22 protein-coding genes are annotated in these 23,400 nt (G+C 66.0%); 8 read left to right on the top strand and 14 right to left on the bottom strand.

Annotation, left to right across the window (positions count from 1 at the left end; all coding sequences use genetic code 11):
• Positions 1 to 88: 88 nt before the first annotated feature.
• Positions 89 to 691, top strand: a complete 603-nt coding sequence (locus tag KF733_01095; protein ID QYK56081.1) for an aminodeoxychorismate/anthranilate synthase component II — start codon at positions 89 to 91, stop codon at positions 689 to 691.
• On the opposite strand, the gene KF733_01100 is transcribed toward KF733_01095, so the two are convergent.
• Positions 680 to 1,060: a hypothetical protein gene (locus KF733_01100; GenBank protein ID QYK56082.1), complete on the bottom strand. Its 381-nt coding sequence runs from the start codon at positions 1,058 to 1,060 to the stop codon at positions 680 to 682. The genes KF733_01095 and KF733_01100 overlap by 12 nt on opposite strands.
• Before the next feature lie 204 nt (positions 1,061 to 1,264).
• Here KF733_01100 and KF733_01105 point away from each other — a divergent pair, with 204 nt between their 5' ends.
• The 3 genes from KF733_01105 (at position 1,265) to KF733_01115 (ending at position 3,650) form a co-directional block, all read left to right on the top strand.
• On the top strand, positions 1,265 to 2,248 hold the full coding sequence (locus KF733_01105) for a Gfo/Idh/MocA family oxidoreductase (GenBank protein ID QYK56083.1): 984 nt from the start codon (positions 1,265 to 1,267) through the stop codon (positions 2,246 to 2,248).
• A gap of 19 nt (positions 2,249 to 2,267) precedes the next feature.
• Entirely contained in the window at positions 2,268 to 2,897 is a 630-nt protein-coding gene (locus KF733_01110; GenBank protein QYK56084.1) for an N-acetyltransferase, read from the top strand.
• A 228-nt stretch (positions 2,898 to 3,125) separates the two neighbouring features.
• Positions 3,126 to 3,650: a TrmH family RNA methyltransferase gene (locus tag KF733_01115; GenBank protein QYK56085.1), complete on the top strand. Its 525-nt coding sequence runs from the start codon at positions 3,126 to 3,128 to the stop codon at positions 3,648 to 3,650.
• Positions 3,651 to 3,734: 84 nt separating this feature from the next.
• On the opposite strand, the gene KF733_01120 is transcribed toward KF733_01115, so the two are convergent.
• The 5 genes from KF733_01120 to KF733_01140 all read right to left on the bottom strand — a co-directional run bounded on the left by KF733_01120 (position 3,735) and on the right by KF733_01140 (position 8,364).
• Positions 3,735 to 4,511, bottom strand: coding sequence for a sugar transferase (locus tag KF733_01120; protein QYK56086.1), 777 nt, complete (start codon positions 4,509 to 4,511; stop codon positions 3,735 to 3,737).
• Between the two features lie 16 nt (positions 4,512 to 4,527).
• Positions 4,528 to 5,472 carry a hypothetical protein gene (locus KF733_01125; GenBank protein QYK56087.1) on the bottom strand — a complete coding sequence of 315 codons (945 nt, stop codon included), beginning with the start codon at positions 5,470 to 5,472 and terminating at the stop codon, positions 4,528 to 4,530.
• Positions 5,465 to 6,301 carry a transketolase gene (locus KF733_01130; protein ID QYK56088.1) on the bottom strand — a complete coding sequence of 279 codons (837 nt, stop codon included), beginning with the start codon at positions 6,299 to 6,301 and terminating at the stop codon, positions 5,465 to 5,467. The genes KF733_01125 and KF733_01130 overlap by 8 nt, the downstream gene beginning before the upstream one ends.
• A gap of 337 nt (positions 6,302 to 6,638) precedes the next feature.
• Positions 6,639 to 7,766, bottom strand: coding sequence for a DegT/DnrJ/EryC1/StrS family aminotransferase (locus KF733_01135; GenBank protein QYK56089.1), 1,128 nt, complete (start codon positions 7,764 to 7,766; stop codon positions 6,639 to 6,641).
• 37 nt (positions 7,767 to 7,803) lie between these two features.
• On the bottom strand, positions 7,804 to 8,364 hold the full coding sequence (locus KF733_01140; GenBank protein ID QYK56090.1) for a hypothetical protein: 561 nt from the start codon (positions 8,362 to 8,364) through the stop codon (positions 7,804 to 7,806).
• Between the two features lie 51 nt (positions 8,365 to 8,415).
• Between KF733_01140 and KF733_01145 the strand changes: the two genes are divergently transcribed.
• Positions 8,416 to 9,669 carry a glycosyltransferase family 39 protein gene (locus KF733_01145; protein QYK56091.1) on the top strand — a complete coding sequence of 418 codons (1,254 nt, stop codon included), beginning with the start codon at positions 8,416 to 8,418 and terminating at the stop codon, positions 9,667 to 9,669.
• A 101-nt stretch (positions 9,670 to 9,770) separates the two neighbouring features.
• Here the strand turns inward: KF733_01145 and KF733_01150 are convergent, their stop codons facing one another.
• The 4 genes from KF733_01150 to wecB are packed head-to-tail and all read right to left on the bottom strand — an operon-like array spanning position 9,771 to position 13,816.
• Positions 9,771 to 10,391, bottom strand: coding sequence for a GNAT family N-acetyltransferase (locus KF733_01150; GenBank protein ID QYK56092.1), 621 nt, complete (start codon positions 10,389 to 10,391; stop codon positions 9,771 to 9,773).
• A complete protein-coding gene (locus KF733_01155; GenBank protein ID QYK56093.1) occupies positions 10,388 to 11,476 on the bottom strand; it encodes a DegT/DnrJ/EryC1/StrS family aminotransferase in 1,089 nt (362 codons plus the stop codon). The genes KF733_01150 and KF733_01155 overlap by 4 nt, the downstream gene beginning before the upstream one ends.
• Complete coding sequence (locus KF733_01160) at positions 11,473 to 12,699, bottom strand: glycosyltransferase family 4 protein (GenBank protein ID QYK56094.1); 1,227 nt, start codon at positions 12,697 to 12,699, stop codon at positions 11,473 to 11,475. Before KF733_01160 ends, KF733_01155 begins: the two co-directional genes overlap by 4 nt.
• A gap of 7 nt (positions 12,700 to 12,706) precedes the next feature.
• Positions 12,707 to 13,816, bottom strand: a complete 1,110-nt coding sequence (wecB, locus tag KF733_01165; GenBank protein QYK57148.1) for a UDP-N-acetylglucosamine 2-epimerase (non-hydrolyzing) — start codon at positions 13,814 to 13,816, stop codon at positions 12,707 to 12,709.
• Positions 13,817 to 13,864: 48 nt separating this feature from the next.
• Between wecB and KF733_01170 the strand changes: the two genes are divergently transcribed.
• Positions 13,865 to 15,196, top strand: a complete 1,332-nt coding sequence (locus KF733_01170) for a hypothetical protein (protein ID QYK56095.1) — start codon at positions 13,865 to 13,867, stop codon at positions 15,194 to 15,196.
• Positions 15,193 to 16,305 carry a glycosyltransferase gene (locus tag KF733_01175; GenBank protein ID QYK56096.1) on the top strand — a complete coding sequence of 371 codons (1,113 nt, stop codon included), beginning with the start codon at positions 15,193 to 15,195 and terminating at the stop codon, positions 16,303 to 16,305. Before KF733_01170 ends, KF733_01175 begins: the two co-directional genes overlap by 4 nt.
• Here the strand turns inward: KF733_01175 and KF733_01180 are convergent.
• The 4 genes from KF733_01180 to KF733_01195 are packed head-to-tail and all read right to left on the bottom strand — an operon-like array spanning position 16,274 to position 21,150.
• Positions 16,274 to 17,599, bottom strand: coding sequence for an oligosaccharide flippase family protein (locus KF733_01180; GenBank protein ID QYK56097.1), 1,326 nt, complete (start codon positions 17,597 to 17,599; stop codon positions 16,274 to 16,276). The two genes, KF733_01175 and KF733_01180, sit on opposite strands and share 32 nt — an antisense overlap.
• On the bottom strand, positions 17,596 to 18,876 hold the full coding sequence (locus tag KF733_01185) for a hypothetical protein (protein ID QYK56098.1): 1,281 nt from the start codon (positions 18,874 to 18,876) through the stop codon (positions 17,596 to 17,598). The genes KF733_01180 and KF733_01185 overlap by 4 nt, the downstream gene beginning before the upstream one ends.
• On the bottom strand, positions 18,858 to 20,201 hold the full coding sequence (locus tag KF733_01190) for a metallophosphoesterase (protein ID QYK56099.1): 1,344 nt from the start codon (positions 20,199 to 20,201) through the stop codon (positions 18,858 to 18,860). Before KF733_01190 ends, KF733_01185 begins: the two co-directional genes overlap by 19 nt.
• 37 nt (positions 20,202 to 20,238) lie before the next feature.
• The gene (locus KF733_01195; protein QYK56100.1) at positions 20,239 to 21,150 is read right to left on the bottom strand and encodes a tetratricopeptide repeat protein; all 912 of its coding nucleotides are present in this window, start codon (positions 21,148 to 21,150) and stop codon (positions 20,239 to 20,241) included.
• Between the two features lie 205 nt (positions 21,151 to 21,355).
• On the opposite strand from KF733_01195, the gene cysS reads away from it, so the two are divergent.
• Positions 21,356 to 22,954, top strand: a complete 1,599-nt coding sequence (cysS, locus tag KF733_01200) for a cysteine--tRNA ligase (GenBank protein ID QYK56101.1) — start codon at positions 21,356 to 21,358, stop codon at positions 22,952 to 22,954.
• The last annotated feature ends 446 nt before the right edge of the window (positions 22,955 to 23,400 follow it).

The raw sequence follows: 23,400 nt of genomic DNA on the forward strand, positions 1-23,400 counted from the left end.
GGGCGCGACGTGCGGGACCCCCTCTATACGTTCGAGTCGTTAGTCCCAGCAAGAAGAGACAGGAGCAAGGCCAAACTGCACGTGGACCGTGGCCCCTTTCGTCTTCGTCGTCGACAACTACGACAGCTTCACCTATAACCTCGTGCAATACCTCGGCATGTGTGGCGCCCGGTTCGAGGTGCGGCGGAACGACGAGGTCGACGTGGAGACGATCGCCGCCGCCGAACCCGACGGGATTTTCATGTCGCCAGGGCCGTGCCGTCCAACCGAGTCCGGCGTCTGCCTGGACCTCTCGCGCGCGGCGGCCACACCAGGCTCGCCCGTCTTCGGGATCCCACTTTTCGGCGTCTGCCTCGGGATGCAGGCCATGGGGCACATGGGCGGCGGGAGGGTCAGCCGCTCCAAGACGATCCGCCACGGTAAGACCTCATTGATCCAGCACGACGGCGAGGGGGTCTTCACTGGGCTGCCAAGCCCGTTCCTTGGCGTCCGCTACCACTCCCTCTCGATCGAAAGCGGGGCCGTGCCGCCCGGCTACGTCGTCACGGCCAGGAGCCTCGACGACGACGAGATCATGGGCGTCCGGCACGAAAGCCTCCCTATCGAAGGGGTGCAGTTCCACCCCGAATCGGTGCTCTCCGAGCACGGGCTTCAACTGATCGACAACTACGTTTCTAGATTAAGACCTTAACTCGACGGCGGCTTTCTCGCTCACAGTTTCTTCAGACAGCTTCCCGTTCGCCCTTCCTAGCTGGCTTCGAAGGGAGTCGAGCTCGGCGCGTGCCTCGGCAAGCTCTCTCTCAAGCTTGTCGACGGTCTCGCTCAAGGAGCGCGACACTATAAACACCCGACTCGAGGATCCAAACCGGTCCCTCAACCGCTTCCAGTGGGACTCAACCGTCTGATGGCTGATCATCAGTTCGGACGCGATCTCTTTGTCGGTCTTCCCTTCGGCCGCCAAATGCAGGATTTGGCTGAGCCTGGGAGTCAAGACGTGCGTTGAGGGGTCGGTCTCGCTGCGGGCTCTTGGGACGTGGTCCCCGTCTTTAGAAACGGCCATAGGCTACCTCTCCCTACATTATTACCGCGAACTATGCCTTAACGTTAATATAGTGCCTTTACATATGACGGTATTTCTTGGAATTACCTGAAAACGGGTAGCGGCCTGGATTGAATCCATCTCTTCAAGTCCGTTCCGCAACCGTCCCAGGCGCCGGTGAACGTTCCTTCAGAACGACGCGTGCCATATGCCACACTCCAGGCCATGGTCGGAGTCGTCGGAGCAGGCAACTGGGGAAAGAACATCGTGCGGACTTTGCACGAGATGGGGCAGCTGGCGGGGGTCGCGGAGCCTGGCGACGCCCTTCGCGCTGGGCTTGCGGAAACCTATCCGGACGTGCCCGTTGCGGCCAGCCTGACCAAACTCCTGGAGACGGCCCGGCCCGGCGCGGTCGCGATCGCCACCCCGGCAGAGACGCACGCCCCGCTCGCAAGGGAGGCGCTAGAAGCCGGGTGCCACGTCTTCATCGAGAAACCGATGACGCTCTCCTCGGAAGACGCCGAGGAGTTGGTCGCCCGCGCCGACGCGGCCGGCAAGGTCTTGATGGTCGGCCACCTCCTGCTCTACCAACCCGCCGTCCAATTCATCAAGGAGGCGATCGATGGCGGAAAGATCGGCAAGGTCCACCTGCTCCATCATGAGCGGCTGAACCTTGGCCGCGCCCGAAACGTGGAGAACGTGCTCTGGTCGCTGGGGGTCCACGACGTCGCTGTCTGCCTCTATCTGGCAGGTGAGGCGCCGAGCGACGTGCAGTTCGTAGGGCACAAGATGCTCGGAACCGGGGTTGAAGACGACACCCGCCTCTTCCTCGACTTCCCTTCGGGGCAGCGCGGCTACGTCCACAACTCGTGGCTGTGGCCCGAGCTGCGCCGACGGCTTACGGTGGTCGGCGAGAAAGGGATGCTGGTCTACGACGAACTCGAGCAGAAGGTCTACTTCCACGACAAAGGCGTGACCGAAACCCTCCAGAACCGCGACGAGGGCGTGCACCTCGTCTATGAAGGCGCGGGCCAACCCCTGACGCTGGAGATGCAGCACTTCCTAGACTGCATTGAACAAGGCACCAACCCCCACAGTGACGGCCGGAGCGGGCTCGAAGTCGTCCGCGTCCTGGAGCGGGCGTGCGGGAAGGCCGGACCAGCAGCGGGCCTGCCAGAAACTCGAAAGGCCGTCGGATCGAAGAGCTGAGCCAACCGACCAAGAACCCATGAGCACTCTCCCCGACTCCCCGAGCGCCCAATCCGCCCAACGAGGCTTCTTCGCCCACGAGTCTGCCTACATCGACGAAGGGGCGCAGATCGGCGAAGGCTCGAAGATTTGGCACTTCAGCCACGTTCTTCCGAAGGCCGTTATCGGCAAGAACTGCGTTATCGGCCAGAACTGCGTGGTGATGAACAATGTTCGCGTGGGCGACTACTGCAAGGTTCAGAACAACGTCAGCCTTTACGAAGGAGTTGTCCTAGAGGACTACGTGTTCTGCGGCCCGAGCATGGTCTTCACGAACGTGCTGATTCCGCGGTGCGAATTCCCGAGGAACACCAGCGCGGACTATCACGAGACTTTGGTGAAGAGGGGCGCGAGCATCGGCGCCAATGCGACCATCGTTTGCGGGGTCACCCTGGGCGAACGCTGCCTCATCGGCGCGGGGGCCGTCGTGACCAAGGACGTCCCTGCCTATGCTCTCATGCTGGGCGTACCCGCGAGACAGGTGGGCTGGGCCTGCCGCGACGGGCAACCCGTATTTTTCCACGAACTCGAGACCCCGGAAAAAGTCCAAGAGATGCTAGAACGCACCGGAGATATGGGCCGCGAACTGCTCGCGCTTATCGAGAAGTGACAGTTGTCGTTTGCGCTCCTTCGACCGCGATAGGCGAAGGAATGGTTCTTTATCCGGCAGACCGCGGTAAGCCCTTTGGAGTTGTTGGAAACGGCAAGCGGCAAATCGGCAATCCTGGAATGTAGGTCGCAAATCCTTTCGCCCGTTTCGTCCGTCCCATCCTTTGCCAAGGGAATGGCGGGCGAACGGCTAGGGACGGCCGAAAACCCTCTCGGGGCCTAGCGTGCCGTGAAGACCATCCGGGGCAAGACCCCGCTCCGCAACCTCTTCCGAGAGCACAGCCGCCTGAACCCGCCCCGTCGCGAACTCGCTTTCTTGCTCCAGGATTGGGACGACGGCTACAACGTCGGCGGCCTTTTTCGCACCGCTGAGGCGCTCGGCGCGGTCGAGGTCGTCATGAGCGGCCACACCCCGACCCCGCCAGACCCGCTCATCGAGCGGACCAGCATGGGCCAGCACCGCCGCGTCCCCTGGCGCCACTTCGCTGGCCACGAGGAGGCCGCGCTCGCCCTCTTGGCATCGGGCTGGACCCTTGTCGCGGTCGAGATCGCAGAGGACGCCGTCAGTTACCGCGACTTCGCCTTCCCTCCCCGCACCGCCCTCGTCCTCGGCAATGAGGCGAACGGAGTCTACGGCAACGTGTTGAAGCACTGTGCGGGGGCGGTCTTCATCCCGATGTACGGCAAGGGCCGCAGCCTGAACGTTCAGGTCGCCGCCGCCGTGGTCGGATACCATGCGTTGCTCTCTGACTAGCCCCCCTAAGCCGCAGGCGGTTGCGCCCGGCAATCTTGTCGCGGCCGCACGGTGCCTGATGCCGCATGGCCCGACAGCCTGCGCCTACGGGGTCGGGGCGGGCTCGGAGATGGGGGTGACGACCGCGTGGCGCGGCGTCAAGGACGTCACCACCTCGTCGCTCCCAGGGGGCGGGGTGGGCAAGAGGGGCTGGCTGCGGGCGGCGACCTCGACGAGCGCCGCGTCAGCGCCCTTCTTGCGCAGCAGGCGTTGCACGCCGGCCCGGGCGGCGGGCTTGTTCAGCACCGCCATCGCCGTCAGCCAGATGACGCGGAAGTAGACGTCCACCGTGCGGTGGCGCAGGGTGAAGAGGGCGAGGCGGCTCTTCCAGGGACGGATGAGCTGGTTGTAGGCGAGGTCGGGGTCGGACTGGCCAGCCAGAATCTCGCCCTCGTCGCTAAACGTGATGCTGGCGAGGTCGGTGATGCCCGGCAGCACGGTGAGCATCTCCCGCTCGGCATCGGTGTAAAGGTCGACGTCCGCGCGGACTTGGGGGCGCGGCCCCACCAGGCTCATCTCGCCGACGAGCACGTTCCATAGCTGGGTCAGTTCGTCCAGCTTGAACTTGCGGATCAACTGGCCGATCGGCGTGATGCGCCGGTCACCGCTCGCGGTGGAATTCACCCCGGACTTGTCCGCGTTCACGACCATGCTGCGAAGCTTCACCATCGTGAACGTGCCCCCGCCCCGCGCCACCCGCGGCGCCAAGTAAAACGGCGACTTGCGGTCTTGTGCCCAGACCAGCACCATAAAAACGAGCAAGACCGGGCTGAGCAAGACCAACCCGATGGCGGCGAGGAGAAAGTCGATGAGGCGCAACATGGGCTGTTTACGAATGCTAGACGCTTGCCGCCTCCCTCTTGCCTCTCGCCAAGGCATGGCGGGCCGCCGCGACGATTGCCTCCGCGTCCATCTGATAGTACTTGCGCAGGTAGGTTTGGGAGCCGACCACGCTGCTATAGCCCGCCCGGAGGGCGACCCGGCCAAAGGCCCGGGGGGAGCAGCCTTCGTCCAAAAGGACTTCGGCGACAGCGCCGCCTAAGCCGCCCGCCAGGCCGTGCTCTTCGACCGTCACCACGCCGCCCGTCTCGCGCGCAGCCCGCACAAGGGCCTCGCGGTCGATCGGGACCAGTGTGTGGAGGCTCAAGACCCGGCATTGGACGCCCTGCCCGGCCAGCGTCTCCGCCGCGACTAAGACCTCCTCCATAATCCCCCCGCACGTCACAAGGGTCAGGTCCGCGCCCTCTCGGAAGACGCGCGCCTTGCCCAGTTCGAACGCCGGTGCGGCAGCAGGCTCGGGGGCGGCAGACTTGTCCAGTCGCAGGTAGCAGGTGCCGGGAGCGGCGACAATCGCCTTCGTAGCGGCGGCCGTCTCGTGAAGCGTGCAGGGGGCGACCACGGTGACGCCCGGAAGGGCGCGCATGATGGCGAGGTCCTCGGTCGCGTGGTGGCTCATCCCTAGCGAACCGTAACTGAAGCCGCCACCGATGCTCACGACCTTGACGTTCGCCTCGTGATAGGCGGCGTCGTTGCGGATCATCTCCAGGCAGCGCAGGATCGGAAAGTTGGCGATGGAGTAGGTGAAGACGACCCTGCCCTCAAGGGCGAGGCCCGCGGCCAGCATCGTCATGTTCTGTTCGGCCACGCCGGCGTTCAAGAACTGGCGCGGACGCTCCTCGGCGAACTTTGTCAGCACTCCGAAGCCGAGGTCGCCCGTGATCAGCATAATGCGGTCGTCCTGCTCGGCCGCAGCCGTGAGGGCGGCGATAAAGGTGTCACGCATGGGCGCCCAGCTCCTTGAGGGCTGCCTCGTATTCCTCGCCTTGGGGCGTGCGGTAATGCCAGAGAACCGTGTTCTCCATGAAGCTCACACCCTTGCCCTTTATGGTGTGGGCGATGACGACCTTCGGCCTTTCGCTCTCGACGGCGAACGCCCTCTTCAGGGCGTCGTGGTCGTGGCCGTCGCATTCCACGACTTCCCAGTGGAAGGCACGCCACTTGTCGGCGAACGGTTCGAGTTCGAGGGTCTCGCTCACCGGCTTCAGCGACTGGATCTTGTTGTAGTCGATGACGGCGACGAGGTTCGACAGGCGATGGTGGCCGGCAAAAAGGATCGCCTCCCAGTTAGACCCCTCGTCGCACTCACCGTCGCTCAGCAAGGCGAACGTCCGCCACGCCAGGGAGTCCAGCTTAGCGCCATAGGCCATGCCAGCCGCTACCCCGAGCCCGTGGCCAAGCGAGCCGGTCGAGAGCTCGACCCCCGGTATGCCTTTGTGGCTGACGTGGCCAGAAAGGATGCTCCCATCCTGGTAGTGGGTGGCGAGCGTCTCGAGAGGGAAGAAGCCGGTCTCGGCCAACGCGGCGTAAACGCAGGCGCCTGCGTGGCCTTTGCTGAGGATAAACCGGTCGCGGCCCGCCCACTTCGGCTCGTCCGGCTTGAGGCGAAGCACCTCGCCATAAAGCACCGCGACAATGTCCGCCATGGAAAGGCACGCCCCCACGTGGGACGACTTTCCCAGGTGGGTCATGCGCACGACATGACGCCGCAAGCGAAGGGCAAGCTCTTCGGTGGTGGCGGCACGGTCGGGTGCGGCGAAGCGGCTGCCGGGCACGATCAAGGATTATAACGGTCCAGCGCCCGGCAACGGGAGTCCCCAGGTCGCAAACTTCCCAGTCTGGGGTTCACTGGGCCCTCCCCCTGACCCCCTCCCCAAGCCTGGGGAGGGGGTTTGCTTTCGCCACGTGCAACTCACTTGGCGCAACTCCACACCTGTGGAGCGGAAGCCCCTCCCCCTGACCCCCTCCCCAAGCTTGGGGAGGGGATTGCTTTCGCCACGGAACGTACAAGTCACTTGGCGCACCGCCACACCTGGAGCCGGGGGCCCCTCCCCCTGACCCCCTCCCCAAGCTTGGGGAGGGGGGATTCGATGCGGCGCCCGGTGGCTAACTTTACCGACCGTAAAACTCGCGGACCTTCGCGACGACGTAACGCACATCGTCGTCGCTGACGAAGAGGTTGCAGGGAAGCAACAGGCAGCGCTCGAAAAGACGCTCGGTCCGAGGAAGGGAGACGTCGAAACCGAGGCCTTGGAACTGGTGCACGGGCTTGCCCCCCCATTGCACCAGGGTGCCGATGCCTTGCTCCTTCAGGAAGATGCGGAGATCGTCGCGCCGCTCCGCCTCGACCTCGTAGTTCTGGTACACGTCGAAGTGGTCGGGGTCGCTATCCGGTGCTGGCGGGAGAGCCACCTCGGCGAGGTCGCCAAGGCCCTCTTGGTAGAGCGCGGCGACCTCGCGCCGGCGGGCGACGGTCTTGTCGTAGTCGCGGAACTGAAGGTGCAGAATCGCGGCCTGGACGTTGTCCAAGCGAAAGTTGAAGCCCCACTGGACGACCTCGCCTGTCTTCTCGTCGCGGCCGTGGTCGCGGAAGAGGCGCGCCTTGCGGGCGACGGCGTCGTCGTCCGTCACGATCGCACCGCCGTCGCCAAAACAGCCGAGGATCTTCGCGGGATAAAAACTGAAGGTGCCGGCCACGCCGAACGTGCCCGCATGCTTGCCCTTATACTTCGAACCCAGCGCCTGGGCGCTGTCTTCGACGATGGCGAGGCCGTGCTCGGCCGCGATTTCCAGGATCGGGTCGAACGCGCAAGTCCGACCGTTCAGCGAGACAGGCATGATCGCCTTGGTGCGCTTGGTGACGGCCGCGCGGACCGCCTCGGCGTCGATCAAGTGGTCGACGCCACATTCGACCGGCACCGGCGTCGCCCCACACCAATGGATCGAAGAAGGCGAGGCCACGAAGGTGTGCGACGGGAAGATCACCTCGTCGCCGGGGCCGACGCCCGCGCACTTAAGCGCCACAATCAGCGCGTCGGTACAGTTCGACATACCGATCGCGTGCTTCACGCCGAGGTAGTCGGCCAGCGCCCGCTCAAACTCGGTGACGTCCTTTTGCAGGATGAACGCCCCGCGGCGCAGCACCTCCACGATCGCCTCCGTGTACTCCTGCTCGCGGTCCGTAAAGAAGCGGTTGTAGGCGAAGAAGGGGACGGTGCGCGTGGCGCTCAGCGTGCTCATAGCGGTCTTCCCAGGATACCTTTGGCCGGCTCGGCGCTCAGACGCCGTGCATGTCGTTCGTGACGCAGACCAGGCGCCACGCTCCATACTGGTCGCGCTTCCAGACCAGCACGAGAGTCCACCAGTCCAAGTTGCCGTACTGCTCGGACCCCGCGTAGTGGTACTCCACGAACTGGCGGCCCGGATAGACCGAGGCCCAGTTGCTCGTGTGGTGGGCGGTGCGCAAGCGGATGTTCTCGCCGACCGTGATGTCCGCCGCGCTGAAGTCCCGCTTCCAGACGAACTGCGGGAAGTAGTCCCGGAAGGTGCCCCGGATCGGGTCGCCCGTGCCGTCAAACCTGCCCCACGTCCTCACCGTTTGGTTAGCCAAGAGGCTGCGGGTCTGGTCTGGACTGAAGACATGATCCGCCGAAGTGAGATAGGGATAGGGCGCGAACCGCAGACCGAGCGACGGGTGGGCGAAGAACGCGACCGTCGCCATGTCCCTTTCGCGGAGCGCGCGAACGACGGCGTCCGAACAAGAACGGACGATGCTGGCCGGCACGGCGGGCCCCTCTTGGGCTTGCGCCATGCCACAGAAAGCGACCAATGACACCATAACCGCGATTCTGGCACGCCGACCACGGCCCCGGAGTAATCTCTCCCCTTAGTGAGGGGAAGGAACTGGGAGGCGGCGACCCTGGCCGCCCTGGGCGCGCTCATGGCCCTCGCCTATGCCTTCACCAACCCCCCGTTCGAGGCGCCCGACGAACCTGGCCACGTCGCCTATGTCAACTTTGTCGCACGGACGGGCCGCTGGCCCGATCTGAACAAAGAGTCGGGGAGGGTCGACATGGGGCACCACCATCCCCTTGCCTACTTCCTCTATGCGGGGGCGTTGCGACTGGTGGAACCCGACGGGCAGATCGACTTCCACCTCCTTCCCCGTCAGAACCCGCTTCCTCGACGGTTCGTGAACCCGGGCGAAAGCTTCGCCACTGCGAGCGACCTACGCGCGTTCCTCGTGCTTCGCGCCCTCGGCGCGGTGGCAATGGGACTAACCATTTGGTTGACATATTTGGCCGCGCGGCTCTGGTCGGGACGGCGGGCAGCCCTTCTTGCAGCGAGCCTGGTTGCGTTTCTGCCCCAGTTCGAGTTCGTCTGCGGGGCCGTCAGCAACGACCCGTGGGTCGCGCTCGCGGGGGCGGGGGCGACCTATGGCGCCCTGCGATGGTCGCGGGGCAAGCCCCACCACTGGGGCTGGTGGGCGGCCGCGGCCGTTCTCGTGAAAAAATCTGCCTTTGTCCTTCTGCCCGTAGGGCTCCTCGCCGCGTTGCTCGCGCCAAGTCGGGGCCGGAGCGGGGCATGGCGGGCGTTCGTGCCCGCGGGCCTCGCCGCCGCCCTCGTCCTCACCCGCAACGCCGTGCTCTATCGCGACCCCAGCGCCAACGCGGTGGAGGCTTCGCTTTACGCCGAGCTTGTCAAGCCGAAGACGCTCTTCGAACCCTACTTCCGCGAGGAGTTCCCACGCATCACCGCCAACTCGTTCTTCGGACACTTCGGCTGGATGTCGCTGGAACTGCCAGGGCGGCTGATCGCGCTCGTTGCCCTGCCCTGGATGGTGGGGCTGCTCGCCAGCCTCGTGACCGCGGTTCTCCCGAAGAGGCGGCGGATTCGCCGCGGGGTCTTGCTGCTCGCGGCGAGTTTCCTCTTCATGGTCGGCGGGGTGCTCTATTACAACCTCTCCTACACCCAGCCTCAGGGGAGGCTGCTTTTCCCCGCCCTCTCGGCCCTGGCCGTCCTCTCGGGAATCGGCTGGGCGAGCCTCGCCAGGTTCCTTCCAAAGTCGCTCGTGTGGCTCGTGCCCCTCGCCTCCGCGGCCACGGCATTGGCCGCGCTCTTCTTCAACCTCCGCGCGAGTTAAAGCCGGGAGGACTGGCACTCCCCCCTCCCCAGGCTTGGGGAGGGGGCAAGGGGGAGGGGGCGGCGAAGCCGCCGCGTCGGCGTCTCTCCCAATTCACGGGCCTAATCCAGGCCGAAGACGTAGACCCGGCTCGGGGTGCCCTTGTGGACCTCGATCGTGCGAGCCAGGATCGCGCCTCGCTTTTCATAGAACCGCTGGGCAGAGACTTGCGATTCGCCCGTGACGATGCGGATCTTCGTGACGTCGCGCCTCCGGAACTCCGCGCACAGTTCTTCGAAGAGCCGCCCGCCGACGCCCGTGCCCTGCGCGCTTGCGCGCACGCAGAAGTTGAGGATCTCCGGTTCCGGCAGGTCGTCGGACTGCTTCTTGCTGGGGTAGAGGAGGGTCTCGACCACGCGCTTCATCCGCTGAGGGGACAGCAGCTTTGGCGCCAGCGCGACGATCGCGGAAGGGCCCGCCCGACGCGCGAACTCCCTATAGACCGCGCCCGTGTCGATCGCCCCCGCGATGAACCCGGCCACCTGGCCCCCCGAAGTGGCCGCAACGACGAACGAACTCGCGGAAGCCGAGAGGGACCGGTACAGGGTGACGAGAAAGCGGTCGCCCAGCGTGCTCAAGAAGCCCTCGTGGATGGCCTCGCGGTGGATCTCCGCGAGCTGCAAGAAGGTCTCCTCGTTCTCAGAGCCGTCCAGCCGTACCAGCAGCAAGTCGGTCGAAGTCATAGCGAATTGAGCAGGCGAACGACGGCGTCGATGTCTCGGTCGGTGGTCTTCTTGTTCACGGGCAGCGACACGATCTGCCGCGAGAGTTCTTCCGCGCGCGGGCAGGAACCGGCCTCATAGTGGACCGCAGGCCACGACTCCGGGCCGGCCGGGTGGATCGGCGTCTTGTACCAATCGGCCACCTCGACCTTCGCCTCCTCAGCCTTGGCGAGCAGCGCTTCTTTGTCCTTCGCGAGCAACGGATAGCGGGCGAACGCGATCTCGCTTTGCTCCGGGAGGCACACCTGCCCGACCGCGCCGGACTGAATCTCCGCCCGGTAGCGGCCGGCGACGTGGTTGCTGTGGACCAAGACCTCGCCCGCCTCACGGATCTTGCCCAAGAGCCGCCTGCGGAGCGACCCCGCCATACGGAGGGAGAAGTCCTCCGCCACCTCGCCGGTCGGGTTGTAGTTTCCTTCGGCCGCGCCCGCCCGCGCCAGCTTTTGGAACGCGCGACGGACCTTCCAGTACGAGGACGGTCGGTAGAGCGCCTCGAACGCGAAGTACTGGAGCTGGATCTTCAGCAGCGACTTGAGAGACGCCTCCTTCAAGGTCTTATGGTGCTGCGTCAACTTCGCGCGAAGGTCCGCATCGTCAGTCGTGACCGCGCCGCCGATCCCCGCGACGAGCGGCTTGCCCCATTCGAACGAATAGAACGAGGCCACCCCGAAGTCTCCGACCGTGCGGCCTTCCAGACGGGAGGCAAACGTGTGGCAGCAATCTTCGATGAGGGGCAGGCCGCCCATGACTGCGGCGATCGCGGGAACCCGGGCAGGAATGCCGAAGGTGTGTTGGACGACGACCGCTTTCACTCCGGGGAGTCTCCGGGCGAGGTCTTCGGCGTCCATGTTCACCCCGCCAGGCTCGGTATCGATCCAGACCGGGACCGCGCCGGTGGCCATGATGCCTTCCGGCACGGCCAGACAGGTGAAGGCTTGGGTCGCGACCCGGTCGCCCGGCCCGATGTCGAGCGCCTTCAAGATCGCGGCGAGGCCCACCCGCCCCCGGTAGTACGTAAGTTCGGCAAGCGATTCGAGCCGGGTCACTGCGCCCTCTCCGCCGCGCGCTTCACGGCCGCTTCCAGCACCCGCCCGAGCTTCGCCAGGTCGTGGTGCTCTTCTACGTAGCGCCGACCGTTGAGGCCCATCTGCCTGCGCTCTTCGAATGGCGCCTCGCTCAGTCTCAGGACGCCCTCCGCCAGCGAGCGGGCGTCCTCCGGAACGACCGTGATTCCGGCCTCCGCGTCACGCACAGGGTTGTTCGAGGCTTCCACCGAATAGACCACCGGGCGGCCGGCGCCGAAGTAGTCGAACAGCTTGTTCGGGCTCACGCCCCAGCGAAACACCGGGGACGACTTCAGGATCATCAGGCCCGCGTCGGCCTCGGCGATCTCGTCCGACACCTTGGCCTTTGGCACCGACGGACGGAACTCGACGTTCGTCAACCCCATCTCGGTGGCTCGCTTAACGAGCCGGTCCTTCTCGCCGCCGTCTCCGACGAAGCGGAACCGGATCCGGTTCGCCATCCCCGCCTCGGTCAGGATCTGGGCCGCGTCGAGCACGGTATCAAGGCCGTTCGCGACCCCATGGATGCCTGCGAAGACGACGGTGAACTCATCGCGCTGAGGGAGCTCCCGAACGGGCGGAAGGTCGGGCAGGTAGACGCCGTTCGGCAGCCACATCACGCCATCGGGGTCGGCGCCCTTTTCGACGAAGTACTTCTTGGAATCGGGGAGCAGGGTCAAGACCGCGCCTGCGCGCCGCACCAGGTGCCGCTCGATGGCCGACATCACGAGGATGGCCGGATGGCTCGGGGAGAGACGGCCGTAGTCGATCAGCGATTGCGGCCAGATATCGCGGACTTCGAAGACGAAACCGGCTCCGTTGCGCTCTGCTTGCCGCTCCGCGGCGAGCGCGGCGAAGAGGTGCGGGTTCGAGCCGACCACAGCGTCGGGCGGCTCCAAGTTCGCGAGGATGGCCGAGGTCGCGACGCGCCGCGCGAACGCGACCATGCTGAAGAAGCGCCGCACGGTCGAGCCCGGGTAAGGCGGGACCCGGATCCAGACGAACCGGACGCCGTCGATGAACTCTTCGAGCTCGTCCTGGCCCTCTTTCAAGCGGGATTCCCTTCGGGTCCAGTGGTTGAAGCTGCCGAGGACGAGGGTCACGTCGTGGCCCGAGAGGGCCAGTTCTTTCGCCAGGGCAAAGGGGCGCAGCCCACCGGGTTGGTCCGGCGGCACCGCATATTGGTTGACGATCCAAACTCGCATCAGGGAGTCAAACCGAGCCGGACGTCGCGGAGCGCGCCAACAACCCTTCGACGATAAGTTCAGACGCGCGACCCTCGCCGTAGGGTGTGCCCTCCGCGCCTTTGCGGCCAATGGCCCCGAGCACGGCCTCCGCGACCGCCGCGGGAGAATTCGGCGGGCACAGGGTGTTCCATCCCATCTGCACGAGCTCGACCCACTCCGTCTCGTCCCGCAAGGTGACGCAAGGGCGCCCGTGGAAATACGCCTCCTTCTGGACCCCGCCGGAATCGGTCGCGACCACCGCCGCCTCGCTTTCGAGCGCGGCCATTTCGATATAGCCGACGGGCTCGGTCACGACGACGCCCGCGTGTGCGCCAAGGTCCAGACCGCTGGCTTCGGCCGAAGCGCGCGTGCGAGGATGTAGCGGCATCACCACCGGCAATTGGCGGGCGACGATGGCGAAGCCGTGCACCAGATTCCGCAGGCGTTCGGGGTCGTCCGTGTTCTCGGCCCGGTGGACCGTGGCGAGCACGAAACCGCCCGGCTTGACGCCGAACCGGTGCAGCGCGTCGCCCATGCGGGCCGCGTCCTCGCGCGATGCAAGGGCAACGTCGTACATCACGTCGCCGCAATTCACCACCTTCTCGCCCGTGAGGCCCTCATCGGCCAGGTTTTTCACCGCGGTCTCGGTCGGGGCGAAGAGCAGGTCGGCCGCGTGGTCGGTCAGGACGCGGTTGATCTCCTCCGGCATGCGCCGGTTGAAGGAGCGCAGGCCCGCTTCCACATGGGCGACCGGGATGTGGAGCTTGACCGAGGCGAGCGCGCCCGCCAAGGTCGAGTTCGTGTCGCCATAGACCAGCACCCAGTCCGGCCTCGCCTCCAGGAGCACGGCCTCGATCTGCTCAAGCATGCGCCCCGTTTGGGCGCCGTGGCTCGAACTGCCTACGCCCAGGTTCCAGCAGGGGGTCGGGATCTTGAGCTCGCGGAAGAATTGCTCGGACATCGCATCGTCGTAATGCTGCCCGGTGTGCAGGATCGATTCTTCGACCCCGGTCGCTTTGGCGAACGCGCGGGAGACCGCAGCCGCCTTTATGAACTGCGGCCGCGCTCCGACGACCGTCAGTACTCTTAGCACGATGGCGGAGTTTAGCAGAGCACGGTGCCTGGTACGATGACGCGGCCCGGCATGGCGAGGTGGCCCTTACCCCAGGAGATCTCTAAGCGGCTTTTTCTCGTCGCGCTTTGCGCCGGGTTCGTCTGGTCCCTCCAGTGGTCGTACGAGGTCATGGACTCTCGTCTCTTCAGCTTCCTCGGGCTTGTCTACAACCCGCCTCCGATGCCCTATCCGCTCTTGGGATGGGCGATGGCGCTGGCCCCACCCCTCTGGCTGCCGATCCGCCTGCGCAGGCCCTCCGAGGTGGGCATCTGGATCCTTTACCTCACGGTGATCGCGCCGGTCATGTGGATCCCGTACCACGTGCTGGACCGCGACCCGGCGGACCTGGCCGTGTTCCTCGGCGCGATGCTGCTCTGTTTCTTCGGGCTGTGCGCGGCCTTGCGCCTCAAGCGGTGGCGTTTTCGGAGGCCAGCCGTCCACCCCACCGAGTTTGAGTACGTCCTCGCGGGGTTGGTCGTCATGCTGTCGGTCGTAACCTGGTCCAGCGTCGGGTTCGCCCTCGATCTGAGCTTTCAGACCCTTTACGCAAGGCGCCACGCGGCGCGCGAGGTCATCAGCCAGCAGTCCTTCATGGCTTATCTGAAAGGCAACCTGGCGAGCGCCCTCCAGCCTTTCGCGTTCGCGCTCGGGATGGTGCGCCGCAACACGTTCCTGATCGGCGCCTCCATCTTCGCGGGTGTCGTGGTGTTCTCGGTAGAGGGGAGCAAGACCTCGGCCGCGATCCCCTTGTTCCTTGTCCTGCTGTACCCGATCATGACGTACTTCCGGCGCTCCTTTGGCCTCGTCCTCGCGGGGACCTCGTTTGCAGGCGTGGCGTCGGCCGTCCTTCTCTGGCAGAAGACGAACCTCGTGGTCATCCCCGTGCTCACCACGTGGCGGCTCTTTCAGGTGAAGGGGCTTCTGAGCGCCTACTACTGGGATTTCTTCAGCAAGAACCCGCTCACGCTCCTCGGCGACGGCATCCTCGCGCCTTTGGTCGGCAGGCAGTACGAGCTCGCCACCCCCCGGCTCATCGGGCTCCAGTATTTCAACAATGTCGAGACAAACTCGAACGCCAACGTCTTCGCGGCCGCTTTCGGCGATTTCGGATACCCGGGCATGGTCGTGGCGACGATCGTCCTTGCCGCCATCTTGCGCCTCGTCGACTCTCTCGCCGTAAACCGCGGGTTCCTCGTGGCCGCGTTCCTCGTCGCCTTCATGGCGATGAAGTGGAGCGACGTCGCGCTCGACACGTCGATCCTTTCCCATGGCGTCCTCGCGGGCCTCGCGCTGCTTTACGTCATGCCGCCCAAGCGCGGCGAGCTCGACCCGCTCCCTCAGACGAAGGCGGTGCCCGCGTGAAGAGGGTCTGCCACATCACCACCGTCCACCAGCCCTTCGACGTGCGCATCTTCCAGAAGATGGCCCGCGGCCTGGCGAAGGCAGGCTATGACGTCGTGCTCCTTGCCCCGCACACTCAGAACGAGACCGTGGACGGGGTCCGGATCGAAGCGCTGCCAAAGGCGCGCCACCGCATCGAGCGTTGGCTCTCCTCCCGCAAGCAGGCGCTCTACCAAGCCCTGGGCGTGGGGGCCGACCTTTACCATTTCCACGACCCAGAGTTGATCCCCGTCGGCCTCGCCCTCAAGGCGCAGGGCAAGACGGTCGTCTACGACGTCCACGAGAGCCACGCCGAATCGATCCTCGACCGTGCATACATCCCCGCACCCCTTCGCCGGTTCGTCTCCGCCAACGTGGCACGGCTGGAACGACAGGCCGATCGCAAGCTGGACGCGATCGTCGCGGCGACCCCGAAGATCGGCCGCGCCTTCACCAACCTCCGCACCGTGCTCGTCCAGAACTATCCGCTGGCGGGGGAGCTCGAGGCCCCGATCGAGGCGCCTTTCGCGGACCGCGAGCGCGCCGTGGTCTTCGTAGGCGGCGTCTCAGCAGCGCGTGGAGCGAGAGAAATGGTGCGCGCGATGGACCAGACAAGGGACGTGCGCCTGATCTTGGTCGGCCCCTTCACGCCCGCCGCGCTCGAAGCCGAGCTCCGCCAGGAGCCGGGCTGGCGGAACGTGGAAGCCCTCGGCTGGCAAGACCGGCCCGCGGTCGCCGCCGCCATGGCGCGCGCCCGCACCGGGCTCGTCCTCTTCCATCCCATGCGGAACCACGTCGAATCCCAGCCGAACAAGCTCTTCGAATACATGTCAGCCGGGCTCCCGGTGATCGGATCTGACTTCCCCTATTGGCGCGAACTGCTGACACCCGAAGGTGGCGAGCCAGTCGGCGTCCCTGTCGATCCCCTTGACCCGACCAAGGTGGCGGAGGCCGTGCAACGGCTCGTCGACGACCCGGGCTTCGCCGAGAGCCTTGGTCAAAACGGCCGCCGCGCGGTGGCGGAGAAGTTCAATTGGGCGACCCAGGAGCAAGTGCTCCTCAACCTCTATCGCGACCTTCTGCCGCGTTAGGCTGGTGCCGCGAGATGGCCTGGCGGCACGCATAGAGCAACGCGCCGTACATGAGCGTGATCGCGACCGAATAGAAGCCCACCGAGAACAGCGCAGGCCAACCGTAAGTCCGCGCCATCCAAAGCCCGGCCGCCATCACGGCAAGGCCCGCCCCGTCTATCCAGAGCTGCCACCTTTGCCGCTCGAGGATTGCGAGGGCGGGGAGCACCGGCCCCACCACAAACATGGCGAACCAGGAGGGCGCTTGCACCTGGACGTACTCGCCGGCCGTGCGCCATGGTTCGCCGAAGACCAGCGCGACCAGCGGGCCGCCTGCGAACGTCAAGATCGCGAAGGGCACGCTGCCGAGCACCATCAGGCGCCGGACGATCGAGCGGAACGCCGCCCGCAACCGGGCCGGGTCCTCGCGCGACAATCGGCTGGCCTCCCCGACGAAGACCTGCGCCATCGCCTGGCCCACGAGCGAGACAGGCGCCCACACGAAACGGATGCCGAAGAAATACGCCCCCCAGACCTGCGGCGTATAGACCACCGTCAGCAACAGGGGGATCGCGGTCGTCGCCGTATGGATCAAGGCGGCAGGGCCGCCGAACTTGGGGAAGGAGGAATAGCGGCGGGCCATTGCCAGCGCGCCCTCCCGCGTCACCGACCGGATCTTCTCCCCCGACCGCTTCCAAGCGAGGGTCGCGATGGTGCCGCTGCCCGCCACCCGCCCGAGGACCTCGCCAAAGACCAGGCCGGGCCCGCCCCAGTTCAGGACGCCCGCAACGATCTGGGCGGCCGTGCCGGTGAGGCCCTGGCTGAGCTTCGTGCGCGCCGTGACTTGGTAGAGCCGGTGCCGAACTGCCCAATAGTTGAACGCCTGGTAGACGCCGACCCCGGCAAGGCTCAAAGGGACGAACGGGAGCAGCCGGACGAGGCCCGGCTGTTTGAACGCGGCGGCGAGCAAGTCTCGCGAGAGCATCACGGCGACGAATGCGGCCAGTGAAACGAGTAGGGTCGAGACCAGGCAGACGACCAGCAGTTCGGACGCGTGCTGCTCGTCCTCGGGAAGGCTGAGGGCGGACTCATAGCGCAAGCACGCGATCGGGGCGAGGAAGGAGAGCAAGGTCGCAAAGGTCGCGAGCGCGGCCACGTCCGCTTGGTCGAAAAGGCGCGAGATGACGGGGCCGGTCAGGACCACCACCGCTTGCGCGGCTGCCGTGCCCCCCGCCAGCCACGCGGTCCCGCGCACGAACGCGCCCCGGTCAGAGTCGCCGGCGACGAGGTCCTTCAGTCGAGCCAGGCGCTTCATGGGGCAGGGGCCAGCGCGTCCGCCCCACGCGCCAGGCAGTACTCCGCGAGCCCCTGGCACAGCAAAGCCTGAGCCCAGCGCATCGAATCAATCCGCATTGCGTTCAACGGCCACCGGCGGTAGATAAAGCCCCCGTCACCGTACATCATATCCCGCACGATGTAGCCTACAAGACGGTGCAGCGTATCCACGGCCCGCGCCCGCAACTTTGCCTCGACCCACGGCGAGCGCACGGCGCGGACCAGAGTGAGGACGCTTTCTCCCGCGCTGTAGGCGTCGATCGGCCAGCGCGTGTGCGGACGCATCTTCGGGCACCCGTCCTTTTCGAAGTGGAACCCCAGGTGGAAAGAAAGGCCGAGGTTGAGCGCCCGCACGACGTTCTGGTCGTCGAGCGTCCCGACCGTTTCCAGCAATGCGGTGAGGATCATGCCCGTGTGGTAGTGGTCTATCACCTGCCGCCCCTCGCCCGCGTCTGGGGCCGAGTAGAACCAGCTGCCGCCCTCGTTCTGGGTCTCCAGCACGAACTGGGTCAGGCGCTGGGCCAGGTCGAAGTGGGCCGGATCCCCGTTCCGGAGCAACAGCGCCGCGATCTCGGCGTTGGTGTTCATCACCTGCGACCAATCCAGCGGCGTATAGCTCAGTGCGACCGACCCGGACGGGCGCTCCGTCTGGTTCAGGCCTTCGGTCAAGAAGCGGCACGCCTCTTCCGCCTCGGCCTTTGCCCACGCCTCTCCGGTCGCGTCGTGGAAATCCAGGAGGGCGTTCGCGACCGCCATCGTCGTGTGCCCGATGGCGGTGCCCGCGGGAACGACCACGAAGGCCTGCCACTCGAAGGGCAGTCCCCAGCCCTTGCCGACGCCCGCCGTCCCCGGGTTTTGGGCGAGCCACTGGAGCAACCCCCGCGCGGCGTCCAAATGCCGGCTCTCGCGCGTGAGGGCGTAGCGGGCTAAGTGGGCCTGGGAGAACCGCGCCACCCCTCCCGCGCTCCGACGCTTCTCGCAGCGCAGGAGCTGGCGGACTCCGATGGGGGCGAAGAGCTCCAGCCCGAAGACGGCCTTGCGCAGCAGGGTGTGGAGGGGGGTGCGGGACCGGTACGTCCACATCACGAACTGCGACCCCTTCGTGTCGAACGGGTCGTAGGTGTCCACGCCGATCTCCTCGGCGAACTCGAACGCGACGTCCGCCGCCGCCCGCGCCTCGTTCAGGGTCAAGCCGAGCCCTCGCGCCGGGCGATAATCGCCGCGGGGCTCCGGAGAAGTCACCTGCTGAGCGCCCACCGGTCGATTTCCTTGCCCGCCCCGTCGATCTGGCTGAACTCGACCCGGCCCTTGCCGACCTTGATCCAGCCAAAGCTGTTCCCGGCCAGGTAGTTCAGCGTGTAAGGCTTCCAGGCTGCCGGCTTTTGCGCCAAGTCTTGGTCGTAGAGCGCGGCCCCGCCGGCGCCCTGCACGACGTACACGACCCCGTCCGCCTTCGTCGCCTTCTTGCCGTCGAACGCGCGGTCGAAGGCGCCCCCTGCCTGCATCGGCGCGGACCGCTGATAGTTGTGCACGTGGCCGCAGAAGACGACGTCGACTTTGTGCTTCAAAAAGAGGTCGTGAACGGCCAGCATCCAGTCCTGGCCCGCGTTCTTCCGCGAGCTGTGGTAGGGCGGGTGGTGCATGGCGACGAAGCGCCACGCCTTCGATGCACCCCGCGCAAGCTCTTTGTCCAGCCAATCGCGCATTTGCGGGTCTTTCCAGTTCACGTAGACGTTCGAGTCGAGCACGGTCCAGTGCGAGTCGCCATAGTCAAATCCAAAATTGGCCGAGCGGGGATAGGTGGAACCCGCCGAGCGGATGAGGCGCGCCCCGCCTGCTCCGGCGGGGATCGGCGCGTTCTTCTCGCCCGTCCGGGTCGGCCCCTGGGGCGGCTGCCGCCAATAGACGAACCAAGCGAGACCGTCGGGATAGGCGTTCATGTCGCGATAGCCCGTGTCGTGGTTGCCGGCGGCGGAGACGGCAAGGCACTCGGTGAAGAGCGGAGAGCCGCGCCGCACGCCCGGGTCTTGGTTCAGGTACTGCGGGAAAAATCGCCGCGCGTACTCGCTCGCCCGACCCCGGTCGTAGACGACGTCCCCGACGATCATCGTCATGGACGGCTTCTTCAGCCAGGCTTGGTAGCCCACGGCGGCCTGGCCCGGCGTGGCCCCCCCGCAATCGCCGAAGACAGCCATTTCATAGCCCTGGCCCGGGGCTGGCGGCGTCGCGGCCAGGGCCGAGAACTGCACCCGCCCCTCAGCCGTCACCCGGTAAGGCACGCGCGCCCGGGAAGGAAGCCCCTCCGCGTCGAACGTGAGCACGTCATGGGGAGCGACCCCGCCCAAGTCCACATGGACACGCTCAGACTCTCTTGTCGCGCGCCACTCGCCCCCGACCTTGACTTCCAGTTTCGGCGTGGCCCTCGGTGGCGTCTGCAGCATGAAGCTGAGCTTCCCCGGCCCAGGGTCCGCGCCGAGCTCCACCATGGGCGGGTGCAACAAGACCCGCGAATCCGGGCGTGGCGCGGCCACCTCCAGGGCCCAGAGGATGGGAACCACGCAGACAACGGGGACCCGCCGCACGGAAGCCATTGTGGCCCAGCGCGCCGCCGCTGGCCCGTTAAGGCCTGAGGCGGCTGATCTCTTCGCCCGCAATGACCTGGTTCGGGTCGTGGGCGAGCGCGGTCTTGAATGCCTCGCGGGCTTCGTCGTCGCGGTTCAGGCGGCGCAAGGTCACGCCCAAGAGCGCGTGCGCCTCGGCATATCCCTCGTTGATGGCGATCGCCTGCCGGAATTCGTCTTCGGCCCGGTTCACCTGGTCGACCTCCAACAGCGCCTGGCCATAGCGCACGTGCAGGTCGGCGAAGCCCGGTTGCAGTTCGATCGCCGTCCGGTAGGCCTGCTCGGCGTCCGCGTAGCGGCCGTGGGCCATCATCCGGTCGCCCAACATGGCGAGCGCGTCGGGGTCTTGCTGTTCGGCGCGGACCTGTCGCAGCTTCAGGGCGGCCGCGTCCCACTCGTCCCGGTCTGCCATGGCAATGGCCTCTCGGAAGGTGTCGGTCTCCAGCCGGCGGTCGAGGGAGACCGCTTGGACCGCGCGGGCGAGCCCGTTGCCGTGGTCCCCGCTCGCGATCATGAGGCTCGCCTGCCAGAGCACGGCGAAGCCGTACTTGGGATTGATCCGCAGGGCCGCGTCCACTTCCTCGTTCCGCTTGCCGTGCTCGCCCAGGGCCTCGTGGGCCATTGCGAGGGCCATGTGCAAGTCGGCGTAGCGCGGGCGCATTGCGACCGCGTCGCCCAGGAGTTGGATCGCCCCGGTCACGTCGCCGCGCTCCATCGCCAGCCGCCCCAGCCGGCCCAGCGCCCCCGCCAGGTACGACTTTGCGCGCTGGCGCAGGGCGAGGTCCGTGGTGGCGCTCGCCGCTCGGAACTCCTCTACGGCCTCTTCGAAGCGGCCCGCCTCATAGGCGCGGACCCCTGCGTCGAACGAAGCGTTCCTCCCAAAGCCGAACCATTTGCCAACGTGCGCCATCGTAAAACCTCTCATTCTCGCCCGCGAGCCCCTTTCCGCTCGGGACCCCGGTATCTCTGTCACAGCCCGAGAGGGCGGCAGAAAGAGTCTGAGTGTTCCTACGAAGGCGCACCGTGAGGCCTGAGTCTTCCGGAAGGGGAGGCTGCCCGGGACGCCCTCCGCGCCTACCGGGAACCTTTTGGGGGCCGGTACCCTAGAGTCTGCAATGGCCGACCGAGAGTTCCTTCTCTATGACTCCCTCAGCCGACAGGTCAAGCCGCTGGAAACCCTCGAACAGGGGCACCTGAGGTTCTATACCTGCGGGCCGACGGTCTACAGTTACGCCCACATCGGCAACTTCCGCTCCTTTCTCGCGGCAGACCTTGTGGTGCGGACGGCACGGGCACTGGGTTGGCGCGTCACTTGGGTGAGCAACATCACCGACGTGGGGCACCTCACCCAAGACGACGTCGCGGACGCGGGCGGGGAAGACCGCATGGAGAAGGCGCTGCATTCAAAGGAAGGCGAGCAGTTCGCCAACGTCTGGCAGCTCGCGGAGTTCTACGCCGACAAGTACATCGAGGACTGGCGGCGGCTGAACCTCACCGAGCCGACCGTCCGGCCCAAAGCCACGCAACACGTGCGCGAACAGATCCTCATGACGGTCGGCCTGATCGAGAAGGGCAACGCGTACGAGACCCCCACCGGCGTCTACTTTGACGTGGAGAGCGACCCGAACTATGGCAAGCTCAGCGGCAACACGCGGGAGAAGCTGCAAGAGGCCGTGCGCGACGTGGTGCTGGACGGGAACAAGCGCCGTCAAGCCGATTTCGCGCTCTGGAAGAAGGACGACAAGCATCTGATGCAGTGGTATTCCCCCTGGGGATGGGGCTTCCCCGGCTGGCACATAGAATGCTCGGCGATGGCGCGGGCTTATCTGGGAGACACGATCGACCTGCACAGCGGCGGTGAGGACAACGCCTTCCCCCACCACGAATGCGAGATCGCCCAGAGCGAAGCCTACTCCGGCAAGACGTTCAGCAACCACTGGATGCACGTGCGGTTCTTGCAGGTCGAGGGCGAGAAAATGGCCAAGAGGGGGGGCAACTTTTACACCGTGCGCGACCTGGTCGAGGAAGGCTACGACCCGCTCGCCTTGCGGCTGGCCCTGATCAGCGTGCCCTATGGCAAGCCGATGAACTTCACCTTGCAGTCGCTGCGCGACGCCCAAGGGCACATCGAGCGCTTTCGCGAGTGCGAACGCCGCGTGGAAGCGTCCGGAGCCCCTCGCCCCTCCGCGGGAGAGGGGCCAGGGGGTGAGGGGGCGCCGGGCGCACGGCCCGGATCTCCCCCCCCAACCCCCCCCTCAGTTTCGCCGGGCACGAACCATCCCGGCAAAGCCGAGGGGGGGGCTCTCGGAGCCGACCTGGCGCGGCTCTACAACGAGGCCCTCGACGCCATGGCCAACGACCTCAACACCTCCGTCGCCATCGCCAAGGCCTTGGAAGGCACCCGCGTCATCTTGAGGGAGGCCTCGCTGACCTCGGAGCAAGGACAGGCGGCAAGGACTTTCCTGGACCAGGTGAACGCCCTGCTCGGCATTGTGCGCACCGACTATCCCAACGGCTGCCCGGAAGCCGCCGCCCAATCCACGCCGGAGATCGACGGCCGCCCAATCGACGACTGGGTGGCCGAGCGAGACGTCGCGAAGAAGGCCAAGGACTTTGCCCGCGCCGATGCGATCCGCAACCGGCTGAATGAGGAAGGCATCGAACTCCGCGACAGCCCAGAAGGCACGACCTGGGCAAAGAGAATCGGTGCCTGAGACGGTCGGAACTTGCTCTCAACACGGCAACCGGCACAATCACTTTGGTGATGGCGTGCAACGAACCTGGTCGTAGCATCTGGAACCCGTTCGAATCTCGTCGAGGTATCGGACTCCTGCTTTCCGGACAGCTCGTAAAGAAAGTGTCCAAGGGCAACTTTGCAGATCCAGCCTGGTGGGCAAACCCCGAATTGTAACTCAAGATCGTGACCGCATCGCTTCCAGAGGAAACACTCCATGAATAAACAGAGAAACCTTCGTGTTTCGACGATTGTCGCCACGGTCGCACTGAGCACGACACACTCCGCGATTGCTGACGAACCCTGGTGCATCGTCAAAAAACGTAACGAGGTTCAAATTCTTCTTCAGGAGGGTTGGGTCTGCCTTGTCGAAACCGACTGCTATTGAGGCAAGACCTGCGAAGTGGGTTCCTTACCTGGTCTTAA

This window comes from Fimbriimonadaceae bacterium, from assembly GCA_019454125.1.
Taxonomy (GTDB): domain Bacteria; phylum Armatimonadota; class Fimbriimonadia; order Fimbriimonadales; family Fimbriimonadaceae; genus JALHNM01.